Origin of the sequence: Sphingobium anseongense (assembly GCF_037725245.1) — a bacterium.
In the GTDB taxonomy this organism is placed as follows: domain Bacteria; phylum Pseudomonadota; class Alphaproteobacteria; order Sphingomonadales; family Sphingomonadaceae; genus Sphingobium.
In genome coordinates, this window is the sequence record NZ_JBBJUL010000002.1 from 276,097 (window position 1) to 297,463 (window position 21,367).

The window sequence follows — 21,367 nt, forward strand, 5'->3', positions numbered from 1 at the left end:
TGGTCCTCCATTATTGCATGGCGGCGTCATTGGCGATTCTATTCGGCCAAAATGAGACGAATTGATGGTCCGGGCGGCACGAACCACCGCTGTCAGAGCGACGCTTCGCGCTTCAGGTCATTCACGATGTCGCCCAGCGAGCGGTTCGACGCCGATTCATATTCGACGATGAAGGGATCGGCCGGTGCCGCCTTTGCCGGCGCGGCCATTCGGCCTGGCTCGGCGTGACCGGTCGTTCGCACCGCGCCCATCGTGCCGCGCCCGGTGGGGCTGCCATTGCTGGCGAGGCGCACGCTCGCGCCCAGCGAATCGTCGGGGACGAAGGCATGCAGCGTCGACTTGACCGGGTAGATGAAGCCGAAGGTCGGATTGGTGCGCGCGCCCATCTGGCCGGTCGGGCTGTGCCAGACGCGCACCGCGCTCCAGTCGCCCTGTTCCGAAACATCGATCGCCAGCACATCTTCCTCGATCGCGCCGGGCGCCGACCAGTTGGCGTGGCGCACCAGCACCTGGCGGTCGCCCAGCACCTTGCTGACCACCGCGACATGCCCCAGCGTCATCGGCCCATAGGGACGAAAGGCGAGCACCGCGCCCTTTTTGGGCTTATGCCCGCGCTTGAACCGATTTTCCGCCTGATCCCACCAGGTCAGCGCGTCGCCGCGCAGGTCCACCCCGGACACGGTGCGCGCATAGGGCACGCATTGCAGGACATCGGCTGCTCCCGCGCGCAGCGGCAGCATGACAATACCAGACAGCAGCAACGGCAGCGTCCAGCGACAAAAATAGCCCATTAATGCGATCCTGATCCCGTCGGAATCGCCCCACCGGGATCGACCCTAGGACCGCAGCTTTTAGAAAGACGTTAACGCCGCGACAGGCGTGACGCGCGCGTCCAGAGCGGCGATCCGCACCGGCTGAACCGGCGTCGTTTGCGCAGGGGCCTGCGCATAGATGAAGCCGCGCGCCGGATTGGAGCGCAGGCCAAGCCCGCCGATGGGACCGTACCAGACGCGCACGTCGGTCCAGTCATTGTTAGGCGACACGTCGATGGCGCGGACATTGCGTTCGATGCCGCCGCGATAGGACCAGTTGGCATGGGTCAACAGCACTTCGCGCGCGCCCACGACCTGGCTGACCATCGCCACATGCCCGACCGGCATCGATCGGCTGGCGGCGAAAGCGAGGACGGCGCCGACGCGCGGTTCATTGCCACGGTCATACCGGCCCTCGGCCTGGTCCCACCAGCTATGGGCGTTGCCGAACAGCTGGATGCCCGACGCTTCGCGCGCGAACGGAACGCATTGCAGGGTGCGGGCGGCGGCGGGGGCGGCAAGTGCGGCGGATGCAAGAAGAAGCGTCGCGAAAAACGCGCGAAAAACCGATAGCATCTATGCGACCCCAAAGCTCTTTTGTCCCGCCGCCCTTAGGAAGGAACCAGGGCGAAATGAAAAGCAGCGAGCGGCGAAGCGTTGCTGCATCACGTCATGTCGCGGAACCGATGGGCGCTCCCGACGTGATATGAACATGGCTCATGTCAGCCAAACCACTGAAAAGAGACAATTCCGTGCCGGTCATCCAGATCTGGCTGCCGGTCCCGGCAAGCCGCTCGAACAGGGCAGCCCTTCGCATCGCGTCGAGATGCGCGGCGATCTCGTCAAGCAGCAGGACCGGCGGCTGGCCCCGGTGGCCCGCGATCAGCGCCGCATGGGCAAGGATGATCGACAGCAGCAACGCCTTCTGCTCGCCGGTCGAACACAGCGCCGCCGCCTGGCCCTTGGCCACGTGCAGCACATCGAGATCGTCGCGATGCGGCCCCAGCAATGTTCGTCCCGCCGCCGAATCGCGCCTGCGCTCGCTCGCCAGCCGCTGCGCCAGCGCGTCGCCGGTCCAGCCGGTCAGGGTCAGGCGGGGCCGCGCGAACGGTTTTTCGGGCTGGCGTTCCAATTGCGCATTCAGCCCCGTGACAAGCTCCGCCCGCGCGGCGGCAATCGCCGCGCCATGTTCGCCCATCTGCGCTTCGAGCGCGGACAGCCAGGCGGGATCGGCGCGGCGCGGATCGGCCAGCAGCCGGTTGCGCCCGCGCATCGCCGCTTCGTACCGAGCGCTGTGCATGGCGTGTGAAGGGTGGAGCGCCAGCGTCAGCCGGTCGACGAAGCGCCGCCGCCCGCCGGGGCTGTCCATGAACAGCCGGTCCATCGCCGGCGTCAGCCAGATGATCGACAGATGCTCCGCCAGTGCATTGGCGGAACTCGCAGCCCCGCCGATCCGCACCTGCCGCCGGTCGGGCGCGCTCGCCAGCACCCCGGTGCCGAGCATGACGCCGCCCACTTCCGCAGCGACGGCAAAGCCCCCCGGTCCGTCCTGCCGCGGCATCGCCGAAAGCGCCGCGCCACGCAGCCCCCGCCCCGGCGCGAGCAGCGAAACCGCTTCCAATATATTGGTCTTGCCCGCGCCATTGTCGCCGGTCAGCACGATCGCGCGCGCGCGCGCGCGCGGCACGATCAGCGCGTCGCCATGATTGCGAAAGTCGCTGAGCGTGAGGCGGCCGATCATCGCCCGGCTCTAATGTTTTTTCCGCTGGCGTGGAAGCGGCACCGGCCCCGTACCCATGGCCGCCCCCCCCCCGCGCTTCAGGATATCAGCGCGGGCACCGCTTGCGCGCAACGCTCATCCCGTCTCCCACGACCGTCAGCAATCGGCCGTCGGCTGAAAGGGTCAGGGCAAGCGTCCGGTTCCAGCTTTCACCTTCCCCGGTAAAATGCGCCGCGACCCGTGCGCCGCCGTGCGGCAGCGGCTCGACCGATGTCACCGTGCCGGCGCTTTCGTGGAACAGCAGTTCGCGGGGCGCGATCGTAAGCTCCATGTCGGATGGAGGATCGGCGCAATCATCCTTCTGGTCCGTCCATCGCCCCTGCAACGCCACCGGCAGCGTCGCTGCCTCGCCCATGGCGGCCGCATTGTTGTCCAGATGCGCGGGGCTTGCCAAAGGCGCGGGTTGCGGCGCCGGCGCGGGCACAGCCGCGGGCGATGGCGCCTGCCCGGTCGCTTGAGGCGAGTCGGGTGCTTTCCCGCACGCGCCGAGCAGCAGCAGAGGGAGGAAGAGGGTGGAGCGCATCACGGACAAACCAGCGGACCCATCGCCGAGTTCCGGGCTGACGCGACGGCGCGGCCATGATAGCAATGTGCATCCCCCTCGCCATGTCGCCAGAAGGAACTCCGCTCATGAAAGCCCTCGCCGCCGCCATCCTCCTTGCCGCCAGCGCCATGACCGCACCACCCGCCATGGCCGCGCTCGCGGTGGGGGCGATGGCGCCCGACTTCACCACGCGCGGGGCGATCGCGGGCAAGACCTTCACCCTGACGCTCGCGCACCAGCTCAAGCGTGGCCCGGTGGTGCTCTATTTCTTTCCCAAGGCGTTCACGCCGGGCTGTTCGGCCGAAGCGCGCGAATTTGCGGAGAATATCGACAGGTTCAAGGCGGCGGGCGCAACCGTGATCGGCATGTCGGCGGACCCGGTCGACGATCTGGTTGCCTTTTCGACCAAGGAATGCGCGGGCAAGTTCGCGGTCGCTTCGGCCGGGCCGGCCATCGTGTCCAGCTATGACGTGGCGCTCAAGCTGAGGCCGGGGATGACCGACCGCACCTCCTATGTCGTCGCGCCATCGGGCCGCATCGCCTTTGTCCATTCGGAAATGAACTATGCCGGCCATGTCAAGAGCACGCTGGCGGCGGTGGAGGCGATGAAGGCCCGTTAGCGCCCAGGCAAGCGCGCAGGCCGTGGCGATAGGTCGGATAGCGCGGCGACCAGCGCAGCAGGCGCCTCGCGCGTCCGTTCGCCACCCGGCGATTCTCGGCATAGAAAGACCGGGCCATGGGCGACAGGGCGGCCTGTTCCAGCGGCAGCAGCGGCGGGAATGGCTGGCCGAGCAGGTCGCACGCGGCCTCGACCACGCGGTTCTGGGCGCAGGGCAGGTCGTCGGCCAGATTATAGACGCCCGGCGGACCGCCGAACGACGCGCACAGCCCGGCCACGATGTCGTCGACATGGATACGGCTGAAAACCTGATCGGGCAGGTCGATGCGGTGCGCCTTGCCCTCGCGCACCCGGTCGAGCGCGCAGCGGCCGGGGCCATAGATGCCGGGCAGACGAAAGCAGCGCACATCTGAGCGAAGCGCGCGCCACGCAGCATCGGCCTGCGCACGGGCCGAACGGCGTCCGGTGCCGATCGGGCTGGCTTCATCCACCCACGCCCCGGCGGCATCGCCATAGACGCCTGTAGACGACAGGTAGCCGACCCACTGCGCCGGCGCGGCGGCCATCGCATCGCCATAGCGGGTCAGGACGGGATCGCCATCGCCCTCCGGCGGAACAGACGACAATATATGCGTCGCCCGCGCGATCGCGGCGCGCACGGCGCCCTCGTCGTCAAAGGCCAGGATGCCCGCCTCGGCGCTGCGGCGGACGGCGATGACATCCCAGCCTTCGGCCCGCAGGCGCGTGGCGAAACGCGAAGCGCTATATCCCAGCCCCAGGACCAGCATCAGGGACATAGGGGCGTACGCGCCCTAGACCGTGAAGCTTTCGCCGCAGCCGCAACTGCCCTTGGCATTGGGGTTGGCAAAGGTGAAACCGGCGGTGAAATCATCCTCCACCCAGTCCATCGTCGACCCGATCAGGTACAGCACCGATGCGCCGTCGATATACAGAATGCCGCCCGGCGTTTCGATCTTCTCGTCGAACTTCGCTTCCGCCGTCACATAATCGACCGAATAGGCCAGGCCCGAACAGCCCCGCTTGGGCGTCGACAGCTTGACGCCGATCGCGCCTTCGGGCGCGCTCGCCATCAGCTCGGCGATGCGCGCCTGCGCGCTGTCCGTCAGGATGACGGCGGCGGGGCGGGCACGGGTCTTGGTCTCGGTGGTCATCACAGCATTCCCAGTTCCAGCTTCGCTTCGTCGCTCATCTTGGCCGGGTCCCATGGCGGGTCCCAGACCAGATTGACCTCGGCATCGCCCACGCCCGGCACCGCGCCGACGCGCAGTTCGACTTCGCCCGGCATAGATTCGGCGACCGGGCAGTGGGGCGTCGTCAGCGTCATGGTGACGGTGACATGGCCTTCATTGACATCGACGCCGTAGATGAGGCCCAGGTCATAGATGTTGACCGGAATTTCGGGATCGAAAATCTCCTTGAGCGCCTCGATGACGCTGTCGTAGATATCGCCGCCCGGCTCGCCTGCCTCGACCTGCGCCGGCTTTTCCGCAAGAAAGCCCTCCAGATAGTCGCGCTGGCGCTCGCCGCCCGACGCGGGGGCTTCGACGCGGGCCTTGGGCGGCATTGCGACCGCGTCCACTTCTTGCACCATGATCTTGCGCTCTTCACTCATCCGAAAATCTTCCTCACGCGCCCTATCCCCCGGACCAGCGCATCCACATCGCTGTCGTCGCTATAGACGCCAAAGCTGGCCCGCGCCGTGGCTTCCACGCCCAGATGCCGCATCAGCGGCTGGGCGCAATGATGTCCGGCGCGGATAGCCACGCCGGTTTCGTCCAATATGGTGCCGACATCGTGGGGATGCACCCCCCCGACCTCGAAAGACAGGATGCCGGCCGAATCCTCCGGCCCAAAGACGCGGACACCGTCGATATCTTCCAGCGCCGACCGTGCCTTGGCCAACAGCGCGCATTCATGCGCGTGGATCTGGTCCAGCCCGATCGCCTGCACATAGTCGATCGCGGCGGAAAGCCCGACGACGCCGGTGATATGCGGCGTCCCCGCCTCGAACCGCGTCGGCGGCGGGGCATAGGTCGTCTTTTCGAACGTCACCTTGTCAATCATCGACCCGCCGCCCTGATAGGGGGGCATGGCGTCCAGCAGTTCCCTGCGCCCCCACAGCACGCCGATGCCGGTCGGGCCATACAGCTTGTGCGATGAAAAGACATAGAAGTCGCAATCGAGCGCCTGCACATCGACGGCGATGCGCGGCACCGCCTGGCAGCCGTCGATCAGGATCTTCGCGCCCGCGCCATGCGCTATGTCGGCGGCGCGGCGGCAATCGAGCACCGATCCCAGCACGTTCGACACATGGGCGAGCGCAACCATTTTATGTGCGGGCGTGATCATCGCCGCCATCGCATCGAGATCGATCCGGCCATCCCCGGTCAGCGGCACGACGTCGATATGCGCGCCCACGCGCTCCGCCGCGATCTGCCACGGCACGATATTGCTGTGATGTTCGAGCATGGACAGCAGGATGCGGTCGCCGGCCTTCAGTTGCTCCCCCGCCCAGCATTGCGCGACCAGGTTGATCCCCTCGGTCGCGCCGCGAACATAGACGATCTCGCCGTCCGACGCCGCGCCGATGAACCCCGCGACCTTGCGGCGGGCCGCCTCATAGGCCAGCGTCATGTTGGCCGACCGCTCGTAAACGCCGCGATGGACGGTCGCATAGTCGGCGCCATAGGCGCGCGCGATCGCATCGATCACCGCATTGGGCTTCTGCGCGGTCGCCGCGCTGTCGAGATAATGCCAGTCGAGAACGCCGGGGAAATCGGCGCGCGGCGACAGGCGTTCGGACGCGAACACGCTCATACCAGCGTCTCCAGCTTGGCGATCGCCGCTGCCTCGAACCGGTCGCGCAGCGCCTCGTCGGCCACATCGTCGAACACGCCGGCAACAAACGCCTTGAGCAGCAGCGTCTTGGCCGTCGCCGGATCCATGCCGCGCGACGCCATGTAGAACAGCGCCGCCTTGTCCAGCTCGCCCACGGTCGCGCCATGGGCGCATTTGACGTCGTCGGCGTAGATCTCCAGCTCCGGCTTGGCGTTGGCCGTCGCGGTCCGATCGAGCAGCATCGCCTTGACCGACTGGAAGGCGTCGGTTTTCTGCGCGCCGCGCGCGACGTTGATGGATCCCAGATAGCTGCCGGTCGCGCGGTTGGCGAGCACCGAGCGGATCGTCTGGCCGCTGGTCGCGTTCGCAAGCGCGTGGGTGACCGACGTGACGATTTCCAGCACCTGTTCGCCGCCGCCGATGATCGCGCCGTTCAGCTCGAAATGCGCGCCCTCGCCCAGCGTAACGGCAAAGGTCACGCGGCCGAGCCTGCCGCCGATGTTGAGCAGGTGGAAATCGCAGCGCGCGCCGTCGGCGATGCTGACGACATAATCGTGCACCGCCACCGCGCCATCGGCCGCATCCTGCAACAGATGATGATGCGCGGTTTCGCCGGCGGCCACGGCGATGCGGGTCGGCGCAGGCACGGGCCAGACGGTCGCGACCGCATCGAGATCGCTATAGCGCCACGCTTCGTCCTTGCGCGTCGGAAGGGCAATAGCGTTCACGCCGCCACCACGTCCGCATAGCCTTCGCGCTCCAGCTCCAGCGCCAGGTCCGGTCCGCCCGACTTCACGATCCGGCCGCCCGCCAGCACATGCACATGATCGGGCTTCACATAATCGAGCAGCCGCTGATAATGGGTGATGAGCAGCACCGCCTTGTCGGGCTTGCGCATGATCGCATTGATGCCCGCGCCGACGATCTTGAGCGCGTCGATGTCGAGCCCGGAATCGGTTTCGTCGAGGATCGCCAGTTTCGGGTCGAGAATGCCCATCTGCACCATTTCGGCGCGCTTCTTCTCGCCGCCCGAAAAACCGACATTCACCGGACGCTTGAGCATGTCCATGTCGAGGCCGAGCAGCGCCGCCTTGTCCTTGGCCAGGCGGATGAACTCGCCGCCGTTCAGTTCCTTTTCCCCGCGCGCGCGCTTTTGCGCATTGAGGCTTTCGCGCAGGAATTGCAGGTTGGATACGCCGGGGATTTCGACCGGATATTGAAAGCCCAGGAAAAGCCCGGCGGCGGCGCGCTCGTGCGGGTCCAATGTGAACAAGTTCACACCGTCCATGGTCGCACTGCCGCCGGTCACCTCATAGCCGGGCCGCCCGCCCAGCGTATAGGCCAGCGTCGATTTGCCCGCGCCGTTCGGCCCCATGATCGCATGGATTTCGCCCGCATTGATGGCGAGCGACAGGCCTTTCAGGATCGCCTTGCCGTCGATTTGGTTGGTCAGATTGTCGATCGTCAGCATGGTTTATCCTTTATGCGCCCGTTCGAGCGTCCGCGCGGTCCAGAACGCCATGTCGCGCACCTCGCCGGGCGCCGGGAACAGCGTGTCGATATGGCGCTTGACCGGCATATAGGGCCACCAGTCGGCCTCGCCCTTGGGCGGCCCTTTTTCGAGCAGCGCGACGACGAATTCGCTGACCGGACCCATGCGGGCGAGGTTGGGCGCCTTCGCCTTGTGGAACGCCTTGTCGGTGCGCAGACGCTCGGTCATCACGGCGTCCGCCTTTTCCAGCGTCGCGCGCGCTTCGGCCTCATAGGCGTCGAGATCGCCGAACTCGGCGCGCGCGCGCGGCTCCAGCTCGCCCTCTTCCAGCTCATAATCCTCGGTCAGGATGCGGATCGCGGCGGTCCATGACTGGCCATTGCCGACATCCTCCGCGAAATCCGCGAGGGCATCCTGGATATCGTCTTCGTCGCTCATTTAATCGCTCGTCTTCTCGTTGATCTCAAAAAGCCCCTCCCCTTCAGGGGAGGGGAGTTGGTTTGCCTCGCCTGATCGCGGAGCGTCCAGTTCACCCCACGCTCCCCTCAAGGCTGATCCCCAGCAGCTTCTGCGCCTCGACCGCGAATTCCATCGGCAGTTGTTGCAGCACTTCCTTCGCAAAGCCGTTGACGATCAGGCCAACGGCGCTTTCCTGGTCCAACCCGCGCTGCATCGCGTAAAACAGCTGGTCGTCGCTGATCTTGCTGGTGGTCGCCTCATGCTCGATCTGCGCGCTCGGGTTCCGCACCTCGATATAGGGCACGGTGTGCGCGCCGCACTGGTCGCCCAGCAACAGGCTGTCGCACTGGGTGAAGTTGCGCACCCCTTCCGCCCCCGGCGCCACGCGCACCAGCCCGCGATAGGTGTTGTTACTGCGGCCCGCCGAAATCCCCTTGGACACGATGGTCGACCGCGACCCCTTGCCGTTGTGGATCATCTTGGTGCCGGTATCGGCCTGCTGCATGTTGTTGGTCAGCGCGACCGAATAGAATTCGCCGACGCTATTCTCGCCGTTCAGCACGCAGGACGGATATTTCCAGGTGATCGCGGACCCCGTCTCCACCTGCGTCCACGAAACCTTGCTGTTCTTCCCCTGGCACAGCGCCCGCTTGGTCACGAAATTATAGATGCCGCCCCTGCCGTCCGCGTCGCCCGGATACCAGTTCTGGACGGTCGAATATTTGATCTCGGCATCGTCGAGCGCGACCAGTTCGACCACGGCGGCGTGCAGCTGGTTCTCGTCGCGCATCGGCGCGGTGCAGCCTTCGAGATAGCTCACATAGCTGCCCTCGTCCGCGACGATCAGGGTGCGCTCGAACTGCCCGGTATTCTCGGCATTGATGCGGAAATAGGTGGATAGCTCCATCGGGCAACGCACGCCCTTGGGGATGTAGACGAACGTCCCGTCGGAAAAGACCGCGCAGTTCAATGTCGCGAAATAATTGTCGTGCATCGGCACGATCTTGCCCATCCACTTTTTCACCAGATCGGGATATTCGCGCACCGCCTCGCTGATCGAGCGGAAGATGACGCCCGCCTCCTCCAGCTCCTTGCGGAAGGTGGTGGCGACCGAGACGCTGTCGAACACCGCGTCCACCGCTACCCGGCGCGATCCCTTGACGCCTGCCAGCATCTCCTGCTCGGCGATGGGGATGCCCAGCTTCTTGTAGGTGGCGAGGATTTCCGGGTCGACCTCGTCCAGGCTGTCCAGCTCTACCTTCTTCTTGGGCTCGGCGTAATAATAGGCGTCCTGATAGTCGATCGGCGGCACATTGAGCTTCGCCCAGTCGGGCGGCGTCATCGTCTTCCACATCGCGAACGCCTTCAACCGCCAGTCGAGCAGCCATTGCGGCTCCTTCTTCTTGGCGGAAATGAAGCGGACCGTATCCTCGTTCAGCCCCTTGGGCGCGAAATCCTGCTCGATCGCCGACGACCAGCCATGTTCGTAGGTGGACGCGCGGTCTGCCGCCTCCTGCGCCTCGACATTACGGGCTTCTCGCGTGGTCGCTTCGGTCATATCTCGATCCGTTCGTCCCGGGCATGATCGCCGGACAGGGCTGGCCGCCGATGCGTTTCGACCGGGGTCGGCACGCACGGCTGCGGGGAAAATTCTCTCGTCAGGCTGGCGATGGTGACGCCGGCGAGCGCCGAACGGATCGCGTCGTTCGCCACGTTCATATGCCCGCGCACCCGGCAATCTGGCTCCAGCACGCAATCATGCGCGCCCTTTTCGGCGCAGGCGGTCATCGCGATCGGCCCTTCGACCGCCTCTATGACATCCGCCAGCGTGATCGTCGCGGGCGGGCGCGACAGGCGCACGCCGCCGCCGGTGCCCCGGCTCGATTCGAGCAGGCCCGCGGCCGACAGCCGGCTGACCAGCTTCTGCGCGGTGGGCAAGGGGATGCCGGTTTCGGCGCTCAGCGTCGTTGCGTTCATCCGCACATGCCTGCTGGATGCGGAGCCACGCGCCGCGCCCGCGCCGCAATGACGCGCGGCGGCCGACATCAGCACGACGGCATAATCAGCAAAGCTCGACAGTCTCATGCGGAATTTGCGAACCATTCTCAAATCGGATCGAATCAATCCGATTGGCATGTGGCTCCCCAGGCGGCGTAAATCAAGGGCTTTGTGCCCGGCTTCAGCTCATCCGGTTGAGCGCCGCGACATCGCCGCCCAGCGAACGGCGCAACATGGTCAGCTGCGCGACCGCGCTCGGCTCGGTCAGCAACTGGTGCGGGGTCAGGCCGATGAAATGCCGGATCTCGCGGATGAAATGCGACTGGTCGTAGAAGGTCCCGTCCTCGCACAGCGTCTGCCAGTTTTCCCGGTCGATCGCGATCCGGGCGCTGCACCGAAGCGCACGATATTTGCGCGCCAACAGCTTGGGCGGCGCGCCGTACAGCTTGCGGGTCAGGCGCGCGACCTGGCGCGCGGACAGGCCGCTTTCGCGCACCAGTTCCTCGACGCGCGGCGACGCTTCGCCCGTCAGCCAGGCATCCACCGTGTGCAGGAACCCCCATGTCGCGGACGGCAACGGACGCAGCAGGCCGGACAGCATCTTCCAGACCTCGTCCGCCATCGACGCCGGATCATCCATCGTCCGCAACCGTTCCAGCAGCCCGACATGCAAATCGCCGGTCGGGCACGCAGCCATGTCGCGCGCGCGGTCGGTCCACAGGCTGGCGTCCTCGCCCTGCAGCGCGAGCCAGCCGGCTGGCAGCAGCGAAACGCCCAGCACATGCGAGGGACGATCGAGGATGAAGCGGGTGGCGCCCATCGTCGGCCCCAAAAGGCAGATTTCGGGTGTTTCCGTCGATCTGCCGTCGTGGAAATGATAATCGCCGCCGCCGGTCAGCATGAAGCGCAACTGGGGAACATCGGCGCGGGTCACATCGGCATAGCGCGCCATATCCACGGCAAAGATGTAGAGCGAACCGAAATAGGATCGCAACGCATATGGCGGAGCGAAATAGCGCAGGCTTATGGGGCCTCTTGCCCCGTCCACACTATAGGATAGCGGCTCGTGCGAATGGGCCACGATGACCGCCCCCGGCATATTGTGACTGCTAGAGTGTTTCGACGCCATCGGTCCTGTTCCGCCCCCGGAGAACTTCGATTGTGCGGCCGCGCTCAAGTTGACGCAAGCGCAACCTCGCTGCCCCCGCTATTTTTACAGTCGCTCAACCGCGCGAAGGAAGCAAAAAATGACCCGGCAGCCAGAAAGCTGCCGGGTCAGGAAAAGGTCTCTTAAGCCAATTGGCCAAGAGCCTTCGGGTCGCGAAATCGCTTTACCCCCGAATCGGGATAAGTTTATTGGACAGAATCGCCATCCGACTATTCAAAAACATCGGATTCGGGACGATTTCTGTTATCAAATGGCGTTCGCGGCACAGTGTGACGTTTAAGCGACAGCGACTCGACGCTGCCGCGTCGCGCTGGCATAGCGCGCCGATGTCATATCGCCTTCTCCGCCCGCTGCTGTTCGCCCTCGACGCCGAAAAGGCGCACCATGTCTCGCTCGGCCTGTTGCGGCTGATGCCGACGCCGCGACCGGCCGAATCCGACCCCGCCCTGGCGCAAACGGTCGCGGGGCTGACGTTCCCCAATCCCGTCGGCCTAGCGGCGGGCTATGACAAGGACGGGCTGGTCGCGCACAAGATGCATGGCCTGGGCTTCGGTTTCGCCGAACTGGGGACACTCACTCCGCTGCCACAGGCCGGCAATCCCCGGCCGCGCCTCTTCCGCCTCGTCGAGGATCGCGCCGTGATCAACCGGATGGGCTTCAACAATGGCGGCCAGGCGGCGGCGGCCGAGCGGATCGCGGTGCGGCGGCGACCGGGCGGACCGGTCGTCGGCGTCAATATCGGCGCGAACAAGGACGCGGCGGACCGCATCGCCGATTATGTCACCGGCGTCGTCTGCATGGCGCCGCTCGCCGATTATCTGACGATCAACATATCGTCCCCCAACACGCCGGGGCTGCGGGCGTTGCAGGATCGCGGCGCGCTCGACGCGCTGCTCGGCGCGGTGATGGCCGCGCGCGCGGCCGGCGGGGCGCGGGACGGGCGCGCCTTGCCTCCCGTCTTCCTCAAGGTCGCGCCCGACCTGCTGCCGGCCGATGTCGCCGATATCAGCGCCGCCTGCATCGATCATCGCATCGACGCGCTGATCGTTTCCAACACCACCATCGCCCGGCCGGCGCTGCGGTCGGCCCATGCGCGGGAAACCGGCGGCCTGTCGGGCGCGCCGCTGCACGACATGGCGCTGCAACGGCTGCGCGACTTTCGCGGGGCGACGGGCGGCGCGCTGCCGCTGATCGGCGTGGGCGGGATCGCCACCGCCGCCCAGGCCTATGCCCGCATCCGCGCCGGGGCGAGCCTGATCCAGCTCTACAGCGCGATGGTCTATGAAGGTCCCTATCTCGCGCGCCGGATCAACGCCGGGCTGAAAATGCTGATGGATCGCGACGGCGTGCGGAATATCGGCGATGTGGTGGGGATCGACGGCTGATCCGTTGAACCGGGACATGATCTTGCCCGCCCTCCCACGCCTGCCGGTTGCCCTGGCCGGATCAGGCGATAGGGTGCCGCGCATGACCCATCGCCTGCTTGGCCTGCTGGCCGCCATCCCCGCCCTCTGGCTCGCGCCCGCCGCGCTCGCGCGCGATCCGGTGTCGATCAACGCCACCGTGTCCGCCGCCGATCCCCGCGCCGCGCAGGCGGGGCGGGCGATCCTGCGCCAGGGCGGCAGCGCTACGGATGCGGCGATCGCGATGATGCTGGCGCTCAACGTCGTCGAACCGCATAACAGCGGCATCGGCGGCGGCGGCTTCCTGATGCACCATGACGGCCAGACCGGCGTGCTCGAATCGATCGACGGGCGCGAAACCGCGCCGGCCGCCGCCCGACCCGACCGCTTCATCGGCCCGGACGGCCAGCCCCTGTCCTTCCGCGACGCCTGGCCGGGCGGCTATTCAGCGGGCGTTCCGGGCAATGTGCGACTGGCGTGGGATGCGCATCGCAAATGGGGCAAGCTGCCCTGGGCCGCGCTGTTCCAGCCCGCCATCACGCTGGCCCAGGACGGGTTCGAAGTGCGGCAGCGGCTGGACGCGGCGTTGAAGGCCGTGGCGCCGGTCTGGGCCGACTTCCCGGAGATTCGCCGCCATTACTGGGTCGATGGCGCGCCCGCGCCGATCGGCACCATCCTCAGGAATCCGGCGCTGGCCGCGCTGTTCCGGCGCATCGCCGCCCAAGGGCCGGACGCTTTCTATCTGGGCGAAAATGCCAGGGCGATATCCGACGCCGTGACCAACGCGCCCAGAAATCCGGTGCCGATGACACTGGCGGACCTTGCCGCCTATCAGGCCAAGCCGCGCAAGCCGGTTTGCGGCACCTATCGCGTCCACACCGTCTGCGGCATGGGGCCGGCCTCGTCGGGCGGCATCACCGTGCTCCAGATACTGGGCATGGTCGAACGCTTTCCGCTGGGCGCGTGGGGCAAGGACGATGTCCGGTCCTGGCATGTGATCGGCGAAGCGATGCGCCTGGCCTATGCCGACCGCGAAACCTGGCTCGGCGATCCCGACTTCGTCACCGTCCCCATCGCCGGGCTGATCGACCCCGCCTATCTCAAGCGACGGTCACGCCTGATCGCGCTCGACAAGGCGATGGCGCGCCATGATCCGGGCACCCCGCCCGGAGCGCAGCCGCGCACGCCTGCCGCGCCGCGGCCCGAATCGGGCACCAGCCACTTCGTCGCGATCGACCGTAACGGCGATATCGCCGCCTGGACATCGACCATCGAAAGCTTCTTTGGCAGCCAGCTGATCGCCAATGGCGTCATTCTGAACAACGAACTGACCGATTTCAGCTTCACCCCGCAAAAGGACGGCGCGCCGGTCGCCAACCGGGTGGAACCGGGCAAGCGCCCGCTGTCCTCCATGTCGCCGACCATCGTCTATGACGACAAGGGCACGCCCGTCTTCACCGTGGGCGCGGCGGGCGGCAAGACCATCATCATGCAGGTGGTCAAGGCGATCATCGCCCATTTCGACTGGGGCCTGTCGGCGCAGGATTCGATCGCGATGGGGCTGATCTTCTTCAACAAGGACGGACTGGTGCTGGAAGCGGGCACACATCTGGAACCGATGAAGGCGCCGCTCGAAAAGATCGGCCATGGCGTCACCGTGTCGCGCATGGGCCTTAAGGCCAACGCCGCCGAACGTGGCGCCGACGGCCGCTGGACCGGCGCCGCCGACCCGCGCAGCCCCGGCGTGTCGTTGCAGGAATGATCAACTTTTGAGCGCAAGCCCCGCCACGTTGAATTCGAACGGCGCGGTCTTGTCCTTCGGGCCGACCACCAGATCCACCTTCACCTTCCGCGCGTCCCTGATCGCGTCATAGGCGCCCTGCGACGGGGCAATGGTGATGCCGTCCTTCGCCTGGGTCATGCGCCCCTGCCATTCGTGACTCTCGCCATCGTCCGTGGTCGCCGCGATCCGGCAATCGGACAGGTCGCAACTGAAGGGCGCGCCCACCAGCTTGACCGTCACGTCGGCCGTCCCCTCCGCCAGCGGCTGGACCAGCAGCACCGCGAATGTGTCGGGCGCGGTCAGGGTGGCGACGCTGTTGGCACTGCCGAGATAGGCGATTGTGGGCTTGCCGCCATCGGCCGCTTCATATTTCCAGACCTGGCCAATCCGATCGCGCTGGGTCGGCGCCTTGTCGCCTTCCGAACAGGCGGAAAGCAGGCCCAACAGGGCCACTATCGTCATTGCACGCATCGAAACACCTCCTTGTCGGAGGATCAACGCGCCCCGGACGCCAGCGGTTGCCTCAGCCGGCGTAGCGCGCGGCGGTCGCCCGGATCAGCGCGATCATGTTGGGAATGCCCTGGGTGCGGTTGGAACTGAGCTGGTTCTTGAGGTCGAACGGCGCGAGCGCGCCTTCGATGTCGGCCGCCGCGATGTCGGACGGCATCTCATCCTGCACCGTCATCAGCACCAGCGCGATGATCCCCTTGGTGATCGCGGCGTTGCTGTCGGCCAGGAAATGCAGCCTGCCATCGTCGCGCAGGGTCGGATAGACCCACACCGCCGCCGAACAGCCCCGCACCAGCGTCGCGTCGGTCTTGAGCGGATCGGGCATGGGTTCGAGCGCACGGCCCAGATCGATCAGCAGGCGATACCGATCGTCCGCGTCGAGAAATTCATATTCTTCCTGAAGGTCGGACAGGGTCTGCGCGTTGGTCATGGCCGGGCATATAGGGGGAAATATGCCGCGGGTAACCCCCAAAGCCCCGCATCCGGCCGCCTTGAGGTCCGTTTCGAAACAGGCTTTCGGCATATCCGCAACGGCGACGTCAATGCGCATTTTCGCGCATTTCGAGACAGCCTCCTACAGATCGACCCCCGCGGCGATCGCCTCCAGCTTGCGGATGCGTTCCTTGAGGTCGGCGACTTCGATCCGGGTCGCGGTCGAATGCGGCGCGCTGTCCTCGCCCCGGCGCATCAGTTCGGCGCGCTTGAGATCGAGCCAGCCGCTCCATCCCTTGAGCGCCACAAGCGCCAGGATGGCGACGGCGGCGAGCGCCGTGGCCGCGACGATCAGATAGAGAATGGGTTGATAGAGAATGGGATCCTGCATGGGGGTGCCTTCCCGGCTGTCTGGGGGGCCGCGCCTGGTCGCGGGCCGGTTGCATGTTTGACCTTCGTGCTTCAGCGCAAACGCGCTTTCCTTGTGCTAAACGATGCGACCCCGTGAAAGCCTTTCGATTTTATATGCTCGACGGGCGATTTTTCGACCGGCGTCGGCTTTGCTTCGACCAACGCTGCCTGCCCTGCGCTTTTTTAGCGCAGGCTGTCGATTTCGTCGGCCAGGCGCGTATTGCGGCTGGTATAATAGGTTTCGATGTCGGCCAGGCGACGGTCGATGTCGCGGAACTTGGAGCGGACATCGCGGGTGGAGCGCGCGGGATTGGTGCGCACGCCCTGCCAGAATTTCTCGTCGTCGCGATCCGAATAGAGGCCGCTCGGCTTGTTCTCGGCGAAATAGGCAGCCGCGAAATAGGCGATCAGCGTCCAGGGAAAGGCCCCCATCAGCGTCACCAGCACCGCGCCGACACGGACCCAGACCACATCGATGCCGGTATAGTCGGCAATGCCGGCGCACACGCCCATCCATTTGCCATGGGCCTTGTCGAGGTAGAATTTGGTGCGGCGGGCGGTCATAGCGGGGTCCTCCGGTCAAAGCTGTAATCGTCCGTCTCCAACGGACGCGCGGGGCGGAAATCGGGATTGTCGGCGGCGACGATGCGCTCGACCGTCTGCAACCTGTCTTCCAGCCGCCGGGCGAGCAGATGCAGCTCGTCCAGCAGCCGTTCGTCCTCGTCGGTGATCTTGGGCGCCTGCTTCCACTTGGTGATATAGTGAAAGATCAGCCAGGGCATGCCGATGAACAACATGCCCACCACGACGATGGGAACAAGTACGTCTTCCATGGGGTCAGGCTCCCTTGTTCATGCTGGCCTTGAGCGCGGCGAGATCGGCATCGACCTTGTCGTTCGACTCCAGCTCGGCAATCTCTTCCTCCAGCGTCTTGGGCGCGGCGCCCATGCCCATGGCGTCGGCGCGGCCCTCGGCCATGTCGACCCGGCGTTCGAGCAGGTCGAAGCGGGCAAAGGCGTCATTGACCTTCTCGCCGGCATAGGCTTCGCGCATTTTCAGGCGATTCTGCGCGCTTTCCATGCGCGTGACCAGACTGTTCTGGCGCGCGCGCGCCTCGCGCAGCTTGGCCTGGAGCTTGGCGATATCCTCTTCCGACGCGCCCAGCGCCTCGTCGAGCGTCGCAATCTCCTGGCCCAGCTGCTCGGCCATGTCGGCCGCCTTCTGCCGTTCGACCAGCGCCGCCTTGGCCAGGTCCTCGCGGTCCTTGCTGAGCGCGAGCTGCGCCTTTTGCGTCCAGCTGTCCTGCAAGCCTGCAAGCCGCGCGATATGCCGGCGCATCTCCTTCTGGTCGGCGATGGTCCGGGCGGCCGACGCGCGCACCTCGACCAGCGTTTCCTCCATTTCCAGGATGATCATGCGGATCATCTTGGCCGGGTCTTCCGCCTTGTCGAGCAGGTCGGTGACGTTGGCGGCGATGATGTCGCGGGTGCGGGAAAAAATACCCATGGGAACTACACTCCTGATGGTCTTTGTGGGGAGGCGCTTACGCCAGGTAACGGGCGGGCGCAGGGGCCGGTTGCGACGCCGCCATGACGGCGGCTTCGCTGGCGCGGGCCGGGCCGACCGCCGACAGGATCATGGTCGATCCGAACAGGACGGCGGCAAGAGCCACGGACAGCGCCTGGCCGATGCGGCCCGCTTCGATCTTGGTCTCTTCACGCATGGACTTCACTCCTGAACCTTTGGCCTTCATGTCTTTCCGCGCTTGTCGCGGTTACCGACAATATAGCAGGAGCTGTGCCAATTTGCCGGAACGCACGGAAATCCGCGCCTTTCCATCGATTGCCGCCTTAAGCTGAGCAAAATTATTGCCGAATGATGGTAATTTTTGCTAACTATTGGGAATGGACAGGAATACCCAGTTTGTCGGTCAGTCGCTGGCCTTTCTCGACGCGGTGGAACTGGCCGGCCGCGCGGCCGAACTCAACCGCCCGGTGCTGGTGATCGGCGAGCGTGGCACCGGCAAGGAACTGATCGCCGCACGGCTGCATCACCTGTCGCCGCGCTGGGGCGAACCGTTGATCGTCATGAACTGCGCGGCGCTGCCCGAAACGCTGATCGAAGCGGAGCTGTTCGGTCACGAGCAGGGCGCGTTCACCGGGGCGAACCGCGCCCGCCCCGGACGCTTCGAGGAAGCCGACGGCGGCACGCTGTTCCTCGATGAACTGGGAACGCTGTCGATGGCGGCGCAGGAACGGCTGCTGCGCGTCGTCGAATATGGCGAAGTGACGCGGATCGGCGCATCCAGGCCGCTGACGGTGGACGTGCGCATCGTCGCTGCCACCAACGAGGATCTGCCCGCCGCCGCACGGGCCGGCCGTTTCCGCCCCGATCTGCTCGATCGGCTGAGTTTCGAGGTCATAACCCTGCCGCCGCTGCGCGCGCGCGAAGGCGACGTGCGCGTATTGGCCGACCATTTCGGCCGGCGCATGGCGGCGGAGATCAAATGGCCGCAATGGCCAGGCTTCACGCCCGCGACCATGGCGGAACTGGAAGGGCATGACTGGCCCGGCAATGTGCGCGAACTGCGCAACGTGGTGGAACGCGCGGTCTATCGCTGGGACGATGCCACCCGGCCGATCAGCGCCATCAGTTTCGACCCCTTCGCCTCGCCATGGAAGCCGGCACCGCCAGGCGCGCCGCCCGCTTCGGCGCCCGCGCCCGCACCGCCAGTTCCCCAGGTGCCTGGCCTGCGCGCGGCGGTCGACGCCCACGAAGCGGCGCTCGTGCGCGCCGCGCTCGCGCATCACCGCTACAACCAGCGTGCGACCGCCAGGGCGCTTGGCCTCAGCTACGACCAGTTGCGCCACTGCATGAAGAAGCACGGTCTGGGCGTGGCGGCATAGCGCTGCGGCGCTGTCAGTCGAACAATTCCTCCAGGAAGCTTTTGCGGCGCTTTTGCGGATGATGCTGGCCGCTCCCGTACCCGCCATTGCCGTGGCTGCGGTCGGGGCGATAGCCCGGCTGGGGCGGCGCGGGCGGGGATGCGCCGACGGCGGAACGCTCGATGATCTTGTCGAGTTCGCCCCGGTCGAGCCACACGCCCCGGCATTGCGGGCAATAGTCGATCTCGACCCCCTGGCGATCGGTCATGGCCAGCCCGACATGACAGACCGGGCACAGCATCCCGGCAAGGCTGGCGGCATCACGCATCGTTCATGTCCTCTGGCCGGTCGGGGCAATGGTTCACGAGGGTAAGACTCCATCCTGTCGGGTCTTGAAAAACAAAGGATCGAGTGCGCCGATGCGGTCTTCGGGCGGTATTTGAGGGGGGGCAAATCCCCCGAACCGGCACCGAGCGCACTCGATGCGGTCCGACATCACGTCCGGTTCCCTTGTGGGGAGGTCCGGCCGCCAGAGGGGCCCGGCCCGCAACATCGATATTGGTTCGATGCCGGCGCAGTGCAAGGGGACGGACGACGAGCAATGATTTGTAACCGTTCCGCGAACGGCGCGCACGGGGGCGAAGCGCTTGACCCTCGCGCCTTCTCGCGCCATCGCTCGCCCATGTCCGAAGACCAGCACAGCCCCGCGCCCCTGCGCCTGTTCAACAGCCTCACCCGCACGGTCGAGCCGTTCGCGCCGATCGAGCCGAACCATGCGCGCGTCTACAGCTGCGGGCCGACCGTCTACAACTACGCCCATATCGGCAATCTGCGCGCCTATGTCTTCACCGATACGCTGCGGCGGGTGCTGCTGTGGAAGGGGCTGGACGTCACCCATGTCATCAACATCACCGATGTCGGCCATCTGACCAGCGATGCCGACGCGGGCGACGACAAGATGGAAGCGGCGGCCCGCGCCAGCGCCAGGAGCATCTGGGACATAGCCGCCCATTATACCCAGGCGTTCAAGGCCAATATCGCCGATCTCAACATCATCGCGCCCAGCGAATGGACGGTCGCGACCGACTATGTGCCGCAGATGATCGCCTTCGCACAGAAGATCGCGCCGGCGCATTGCTATCAACTGGACAGCGGCCTGTATTTCGACACCGCGACCGTGCCCGGTTACGGCGCGCTCGCCGGCGGGCGCGATGATGCGGCGCACGCGCGGATCGACCCGGTCGCGGGCAAGCGCAACCCTTCGGACTTCGCGATCTGGCGCGCGTCGCCGCCGGGCGAACAGCGCCAGATGGAATGGGACAGCCCCTGGGGCAAGGGCGCGCCGGGATGGCATCTGGAATGTTCGGTGATGAGCGAGGCCAGGCTTGGCCATCCGTTCGACATCCACACAGGCGGCATCGACCATCGCGAAATCCATCACCCCAATGAAATCGCCCAGAACCAGGCGTTCCACGCCTGTTGCGGCGGCACGGTCGACGCCGCGACGGCGGGATTCACCGGCGCGCGCTGGTGGATGCACAATAATTTCCTCGTCGACCGCAGCGGCAAGATGTCCAAGTCCAGGGGCGGTTTCACCACGCTCTTTTCGCTGACCGGCCGCGGCGTGCATCCGCTCGCCTACCGCCTGCTGTGCCTTGGCGCCCATTATCGCAGCGAACTGGAATTTTCGCCGGAAAATCTGGGCGCGGCGCTGACGCGATTGAAGCGGCTGGTGATGGCGATCGAGGCATTGAAGGCACGCGCGCAAGGGGTGACGTGGCAATCGCCCCGGCTCGATTATCTGCGCGCCAATCTCCACCCAGGGCTTGCCCCCCTGCTCGAACAGTTCGACGCGGCGATCAGCGACGATCTGATGACGCCGCGCGCGCTGCCGCTGGTCGAAGAAGTGCTGGGCATGAAGAAGGTGCCGGTCGACGAACGGCTGTGCCTGATCGCCGCGTTCGACCATGCGCTGGGCCTCAATCTTTTGACGCTGGCCCGCGCCGACCTGCGGCTTGCGCCCGCTGACGCCACCATGACCCCCGCAGAAATCGACGCCGAGCTGGACCGGCGACAGGCCGCGCGCGCGGACAAGGATTTCGCGCTGTCCGACCATATCCGCGATTCGCTGGCCGCGCGCGGCGTGGACGTGATGGACGGCGATCCGTTGCGCTGGGAATGGCGCGTGGCGCTCGACTGACGCCTTTTCAAT

Annotated in this window: 27 protein-coding genes; 5 read left to right on the forward strand and 22 right to left on the reverse strand. The window is 66.1% G+C overall.

Annotated elements, in window-relative coordinates; translation table 11 throughout:
• Positions 1–92: 92 nt before the first annotated feature.
• The 4 genes from WG908_RS03585 to WG908_RS03600 form a co-directional block, all read right to left on the reverse strand.
• Positions 93–791, reverse strand: coding sequence for a CHAP domain-containing protein (locus tag WG908_RS03585; RefSeq protein WP_445326655.1), 699 nt, complete (start codon positions 789–791; stop codon positions 93–95).
• 60 nt (positions 792–851) lie between these two features.
• On the reverse strand, positions 852–1,388 hold the full coding sequence (locus WG908_RS03590; RefSeq protein WP_340185200.1) for a CHAP domain-containing protein: 537 nt from the start codon (positions 1,386–1,388) through the stop codon (positions 852–854).
• Between the two features lie 94 nt (positions 1,389–1,482).
• Entirely contained in the window at positions 1,483–2,553 is a 1,071-nt protein-coding gene (gene recF / locus WG908_RS03595; protein ID WP_340185201.1) for a DNA replication/repair protein RecF, read from the reverse strand.
• Positions 2,554–2,638: 85 nt separating this feature from the next.
• Positions 2,639–3,118, reverse strand: coding sequence for a hypothetical protein (locus tag WG908_RS03600; protein WP_340185202.1), 480 nt, complete (start codon positions 3,116–3,118; stop codon positions 2,639–2,641).
• A 104-nt stretch (positions 3,119–3,222) separates the two neighbouring features.
• Between WG908_RS03600 and WG908_RS03605 the strand changes: the two genes are divergently transcribed.
• Entirely contained in the window at positions 3,223–3,756 is a 534-nt protein-coding gene (locus WG908_RS03605; protein WP_340185203.1) for a peroxiredoxin, read from the forward strand.
• Here the strand turns inward: WG908_RS03605 and WG908_RS03610 are convergent.
• The 10 genes from WG908_RS03610 to WG908_RS03655 form a co-directional block, all read right to left on the reverse strand.
• Positions 3,713–4,552, reverse strand: a complete 840-nt coding sequence (locus WG908_RS03610; RefSeq protein WP_340185204.1) for an SDR family oxidoreductase — start codon at positions 4,550–4,552, stop codon at positions 3,713–3,715. The genes WG908_RS03605 and WG908_RS03610 overlap by 44 nt on opposite strands.
• Before the next feature lie 15 nt (positions 4,553–4,567).
• A complete protein-coding gene (locus tag WG908_RS03615) occupies positions 4,568–4,927 on the reverse strand; it encodes a HesB/IscA family protein (protein ID WP_340185205.1) in 360 nt (119 codons plus the stop codon).
• A complete protein-coding gene (locus WG908_RS03620) occupies positions 4,927–5,388 on the reverse strand; it encodes an SUF system Fe-S cluster assembly protein (RefSeq protein ID WP_340185206.1) in 462 nt (153 codons plus the stop codon). The genes WG908_RS03615 and WG908_RS03620 overlap by 1 nt, the downstream gene beginning before the upstream one ends.
• Positions 5,385–6,593 carry a cysteine desulfurase gene (locus WG908_RS03625; protein ID WP_340185207.1) on the reverse strand — a complete coding sequence of 403 codons (1,209 nt, stop codon included), beginning with the start codon at positions 6,591–6,593 and terminating at the stop codon, positions 5,385–5,387. Before WG908_RS03625 ends, WG908_RS03620 begins: the two co-directional genes overlap by 4 nt.
• Positions 6,590–7,342 carry a SufD family Fe-S cluster assembly protein gene (locus WG908_RS03630; RefSeq protein WP_340185208.1) on the reverse strand — a complete coding sequence of 251 codons (753 nt, stop codon included), beginning with the start codon at positions 7,340–7,342 and terminating at the stop codon, positions 6,590–6,592. Before WG908_RS03630 ends, WG908_RS03625 begins: the two co-directional genes overlap by 4 nt.
• Positions 7,339–8,085 carry a Fe-S cluster assembly ATPase SufC gene (gene sufC, locus WG908_RS03635; protein ID WP_340185209.1) on the reverse strand — a complete coding sequence of 249 codons (747 nt, stop codon included), beginning with the start codon at positions 8,083–8,085 and terminating at the stop codon, positions 7,339–7,341. Before sufC ends, WG908_RS03630 begins: the two co-directional genes overlap by 4 nt.
• Positions 8,086–8,088: 3 nt before the next feature.
• Positions 8,089–8,544, reverse strand: a complete 456-nt coding sequence (locus WG908_RS03640) for a hypothetical protein (RefSeq protein WP_340185210.1) — start codon at positions 8,542–8,544, stop codon at positions 8,089–8,091.
• 91 nt (positions 8,545–8,635) lie between these two features.
• Entirely contained in the window at positions 8,636–10,123 is a 1,488-nt protein-coding gene (gene sufB, locus WG908_RS03645) for a Fe-S cluster assembly protein SufB (RefSeq protein ID WP_340185211.1), read from the reverse strand.
• Entirely contained in the window at positions 10,120–10,650 is a 531-nt protein-coding gene (locus WG908_RS03650) for an RrF2 family transcriptional regulator (protein ID WP_340185383.1), read from the reverse strand. The genes sufB and WG908_RS03650 overlap by 4 nt, the downstream gene beginning before the upstream one ends.
• A 94-nt stretch (positions 10,651–10,744) precedes the next feature.
• Complete coding sequence (locus WG908_RS03655; RefSeq protein ID WP_340185212.1) at positions 10,745–11,662, reverse strand: helix-turn-helix transcriptional regulator; 918 nt, start codon at positions 11,660–11,662, stop codon at positions 10,745–10,747.
• A 395-nt stretch (positions 11,663–12,057) separates the two neighbouring features.
• On the opposite strand from WG908_RS03655, the gene WG908_RS03660 reads away from it, so the two are divergent.
• Both WG908_RS03660 and ggt read left to right on the forward strand, forming a co-directional pair.
• Complete coding sequence (locus WG908_RS03660) at positions 12,058–13,116, forward strand: quinone-dependent dihydroorotate dehydrogenase (protein ID WP_340185213.1); 1,059 nt, start codon at positions 12,058–12,060, stop codon at positions 13,114–13,116.
• Positions 13,117–13,198: 82 nt separating this feature from the next.
• Entirely contained in the window at positions 13,199–14,896 is a 1,698-nt protein-coding gene (ggt, locus tag WG908_RS03665) for a gamma-glutamyltransferase (protein ID WP_340185214.1), read from the forward strand.
• Here the strand turns inward: ggt and WG908_RS03670 are convergent, their stop codons facing one another.
• The 7 genes from WG908_RS03670 to WG908_RS03700 all read right to left on the reverse strand — a co-directional run bounded on the left by WG908_RS03670 (position 14,897) and on the right by WG908_RS03700 (position 17,993).
• Positions 14,897–15,388 carry a DUF5110 domain-containing protein gene (locus tag WG908_RS03670; protein WP_340185215.1) on the reverse strand — a complete coding sequence of 164 codons (492 nt, stop codon included), beginning with the start codon at positions 15,386–15,388 and terminating at the stop codon, positions 14,897–14,899.
• Between the two features lie 52 nt (positions 15,389–15,440).
• Positions 15,441–15,857 (reverse strand): SufE family protein, encoded by a 417-nt coding sequence (locus WG908_RS03675; protein WP_340185216.1) that lies wholly within the window; start codon positions 15,855–15,857, stop codon positions 15,441–15,443.
• Positions 15,858–16,001: 144 nt separating this feature from the next.
• Positions 16,002–16,250 carry a hypothetical protein gene (locus WG908_RS03680; protein ID WP_340185217.1) on the reverse strand — a complete coding sequence of 83 codons (249 nt, stop codon included), beginning with the start codon at positions 16,248–16,250 and terminating at the stop codon, positions 16,002–16,004.
• 203 nt (positions 16,251–16,453) lie between these two features.
• Entirely contained in the window at positions 16,454–16,834 is a 381-nt protein-coding gene (gene pspC / locus WG908_RS03685; protein WP_340185218.1) for an envelope stress response membrane protein PspC, read from the reverse strand.
• On the reverse strand, positions 16,831–17,103 hold the full coding sequence (gene pspB, locus WG908_RS03690; protein ID WP_340185219.1) for an envelope stress response membrane protein PspB: 273 nt from the start codon (positions 17,101–17,103) through the stop codon (positions 16,831–16,833). The genes pspC and pspB overlap by 4 nt, the downstream gene beginning before the upstream one ends.
• Before the next feature lie 4 nt (positions 17,104–17,107).
• Positions 17,108–17,776: a phage shock protein PspA gene (gene pspA, locus WG908_RS03695; RefSeq protein ID WP_340185220.1), complete on the reverse strand. Its 669-nt coding sequence runs from the start codon at positions 17,774–17,776 to the stop codon at positions 17,108–17,110.
• Between the two features lie 37 nt (positions 17,777–17,813).
• Positions 17,814–17,993: a hypothetical protein gene (locus WG908_RS03700; RefSeq protein ID WP_340185221.1), complete on the reverse strand. Its 180-nt coding sequence runs from the start codon at positions 17,991–17,993 to the stop codon at positions 17,814–17,816.
• A gap of 181 nt (positions 17,994–18,174) precedes the next feature.
• Between WG908_RS03700 and pspF the strand changes: the two genes are divergently transcribed.
• Entirely contained in the window at positions 18,175–19,176 is a 1,002-nt protein-coding gene (gene pspF, locus WG908_RS03705; protein WP_340185222.1) for a phage shock protein operon transcriptional activator, read from the forward strand.
• A 13-nt stretch (positions 19,177–19,189) separates the two neighbouring features.
• On the opposite strand, the gene WG908_RS03710 is transcribed toward pspF, so the two are convergent.
• Entirely contained in the window at positions 19,190–19,483 is a 294-nt protein-coding gene (locus WG908_RS03710) for a TFIIB-type zinc ribbon-containing protein (RefSeq protein ID WP_340185223.1), read from the reverse strand.
• A gap of 354 nt (positions 19,484–19,837) precedes the next feature.
• On the opposite strand from WG908_RS03710, the gene WG908_RS03715 reads away from it, so the two are divergent.
• A complete protein-coding gene (locus tag WG908_RS03715; RefSeq protein WP_340185224.1) occupies positions 19,838–21,355 on the forward strand; it encodes a cysteine--tRNA ligase in 1,518 nt (505 codons plus the stop codon).
• Positions 21,356–21,367: the final 12 nt, after the last annotated feature.

Coding starts and splice junctions, on each gene's coding strand:
- WG908_RS03715 (WP_340185224.1), top strand. CDS start 19,838: ATGTCCGAAGACCAGCACAGCCCCGCGCCCCTGCGCCTGTTCAACAGC.
- recF (WP_340185201.1), bottom strand. CDS start 2,553: ATGATCGGCCGCCTCACGCTCAGCGACTTTCGCAATCATGGCGACGCG.
- WG908_RS03605 (WP_340185203.1), top strand. CDS start 3,223: ATGAAAGCCCTCGCCGCCGCCATCCTCCTTGCCGCCAGCGCCATGACC.
- WG908_RS03655 (WP_340185212.1), bottom strand. CDS start 11,662: ATGCCGGGGGCGGTCATCGTGGCCCATTCGCACGAGCCGCTATCCTAT.
- sufC (WP_340185209.1), bottom strand. CDS start 8,085: ATGCTGACGATCGACAATCTGACCAACCAAATCGACGGCAAGGCGATC.
- WG908_RS03650 (WP_340185383.1), bottom strand. CDS start 10,650: ATGAGACTGTCGAGCTTTGCTGATTATGCCGTCGTGCTGATGTCGGCC.
- WG908_RS03675 (WP_340185216.1), bottom strand. CDS start 15,857: ATGACCAACGCGCAGACCCTGTCCGACCTTCAGGAAGAATATGAATTT.
- WG908_RS03700 (WP_340185221.1), bottom strand. CDS start 17,993: ATGCGTGAAGAGACCAAGATCGAAGCGGGCCGCATCGGCCAGGCGCTG.
- WG908_RS03620 (WP_340185206.1), bottom strand. CDS start 5,388: ATGAGTGAAGAGCGCAAGATCATGGTGCAAGAAGTGGACGCGGTCGCA.
- WG908_RS03615 (WP_340185205.1), bottom strand. CDS start 4,927: ATGACCACCGAGACCAAGACCCGTGCCCGCCCCGCCGCCGTCATCCTG.
- WG908_RS03640 (WP_340185210.1), bottom strand. CDS start 8,544: ATGAGCGACGAAGACGATATCCAGGATGCCCTCGCGGATTTCGCGGAG.
- WG908_RS03585 (WP_445326655.1), bottom strand. CDS start 791: ATGGGCTATTTTTGTCGCTGGACGCTGCCGTTGCTGCTGTCTGGTATT.
- pspC (WP_340185218.1), bottom strand. CDS start 16,834: ATGACCGCCCGCCGCACCAAATTCTACCTCGACAAGGCCCATGGCAAA.
- pspA (WP_340185220.1), bottom strand. CDS start 17,776: ATGGGTATTTTTTCCCGCACCCGCGACATCATCGCCGCCAACGTCACC.
- sufB (WP_340185211.1), bottom strand. CDS start 10,123: ATGACCGAAGCGACCACGCGAGAAGCCCGTAATGTCGAGGCGCAGGAG.
- WG908_RS03610 (WP_340185204.1), bottom strand. CDS start 4,552: ATGTCCCTGATGCTGGTCCTGGGGCTGGGATATAGCGCTTCGCGTTTC.
- pspB (WP_340185219.1), bottom strand. CDS start 17,103: ATGGAAGACGTACTTGTTCCCATCGTCGTGGTGGGCATGTTGTTCATC.
- pspF (WP_340185222.1), top strand. CDS start 18,175: ATGGACAGGAATACCCAGTTTGTCGGTCAGTCGCTGGCCTTTCTCGAC.
- WG908_RS03660 (WP_340185213.1), top strand. CDS start 12,058: ATGTCATATCGCCTTCTCCGCCCGCTGCTGTTCGCCCTCGACGCCGAA.
- WG908_RS03710 (WP_340185223.1), bottom strand. CDS start 19,483: ATGCGTGATGCCGCCAGCCTTGCCGGGATGCTGTGCCCGGTCTGTCAT.
- ggt (WP_340185214.1), top strand. CDS start 13,199: ATGACCCATCGCCTGCTTGGCCTGCTGGCCGCCATCCCCGCCCTCTGG.
- WG908_RS03670 (WP_340185215.1), bottom strand. CDS start 15,388: ATGCGTGCAATGACGATAGTGGCCCTGTTGGGCCTGCTTTCCGCCTGT.
- WG908_RS03680 (WP_340185217.1), bottom strand. CDS start 16,250: ATGCAGGATCCCATTCTCTATCAACCCATTCTCTATCTGATCGTCGCG.
- WG908_RS03625 (WP_340185207.1), bottom strand. CDS start 6,593: ATGAGCGTGTTCGCGTCCGAACGCCTGTCGCCGCGCGCCGATTTCCCC.
- WG908_RS03590 (WP_340185200.1), bottom strand. CDS start 1,388: ATGCTATCGGTTTTTCGCGCGTTTTTCGCGACGCTTCTTCTTGCATCC.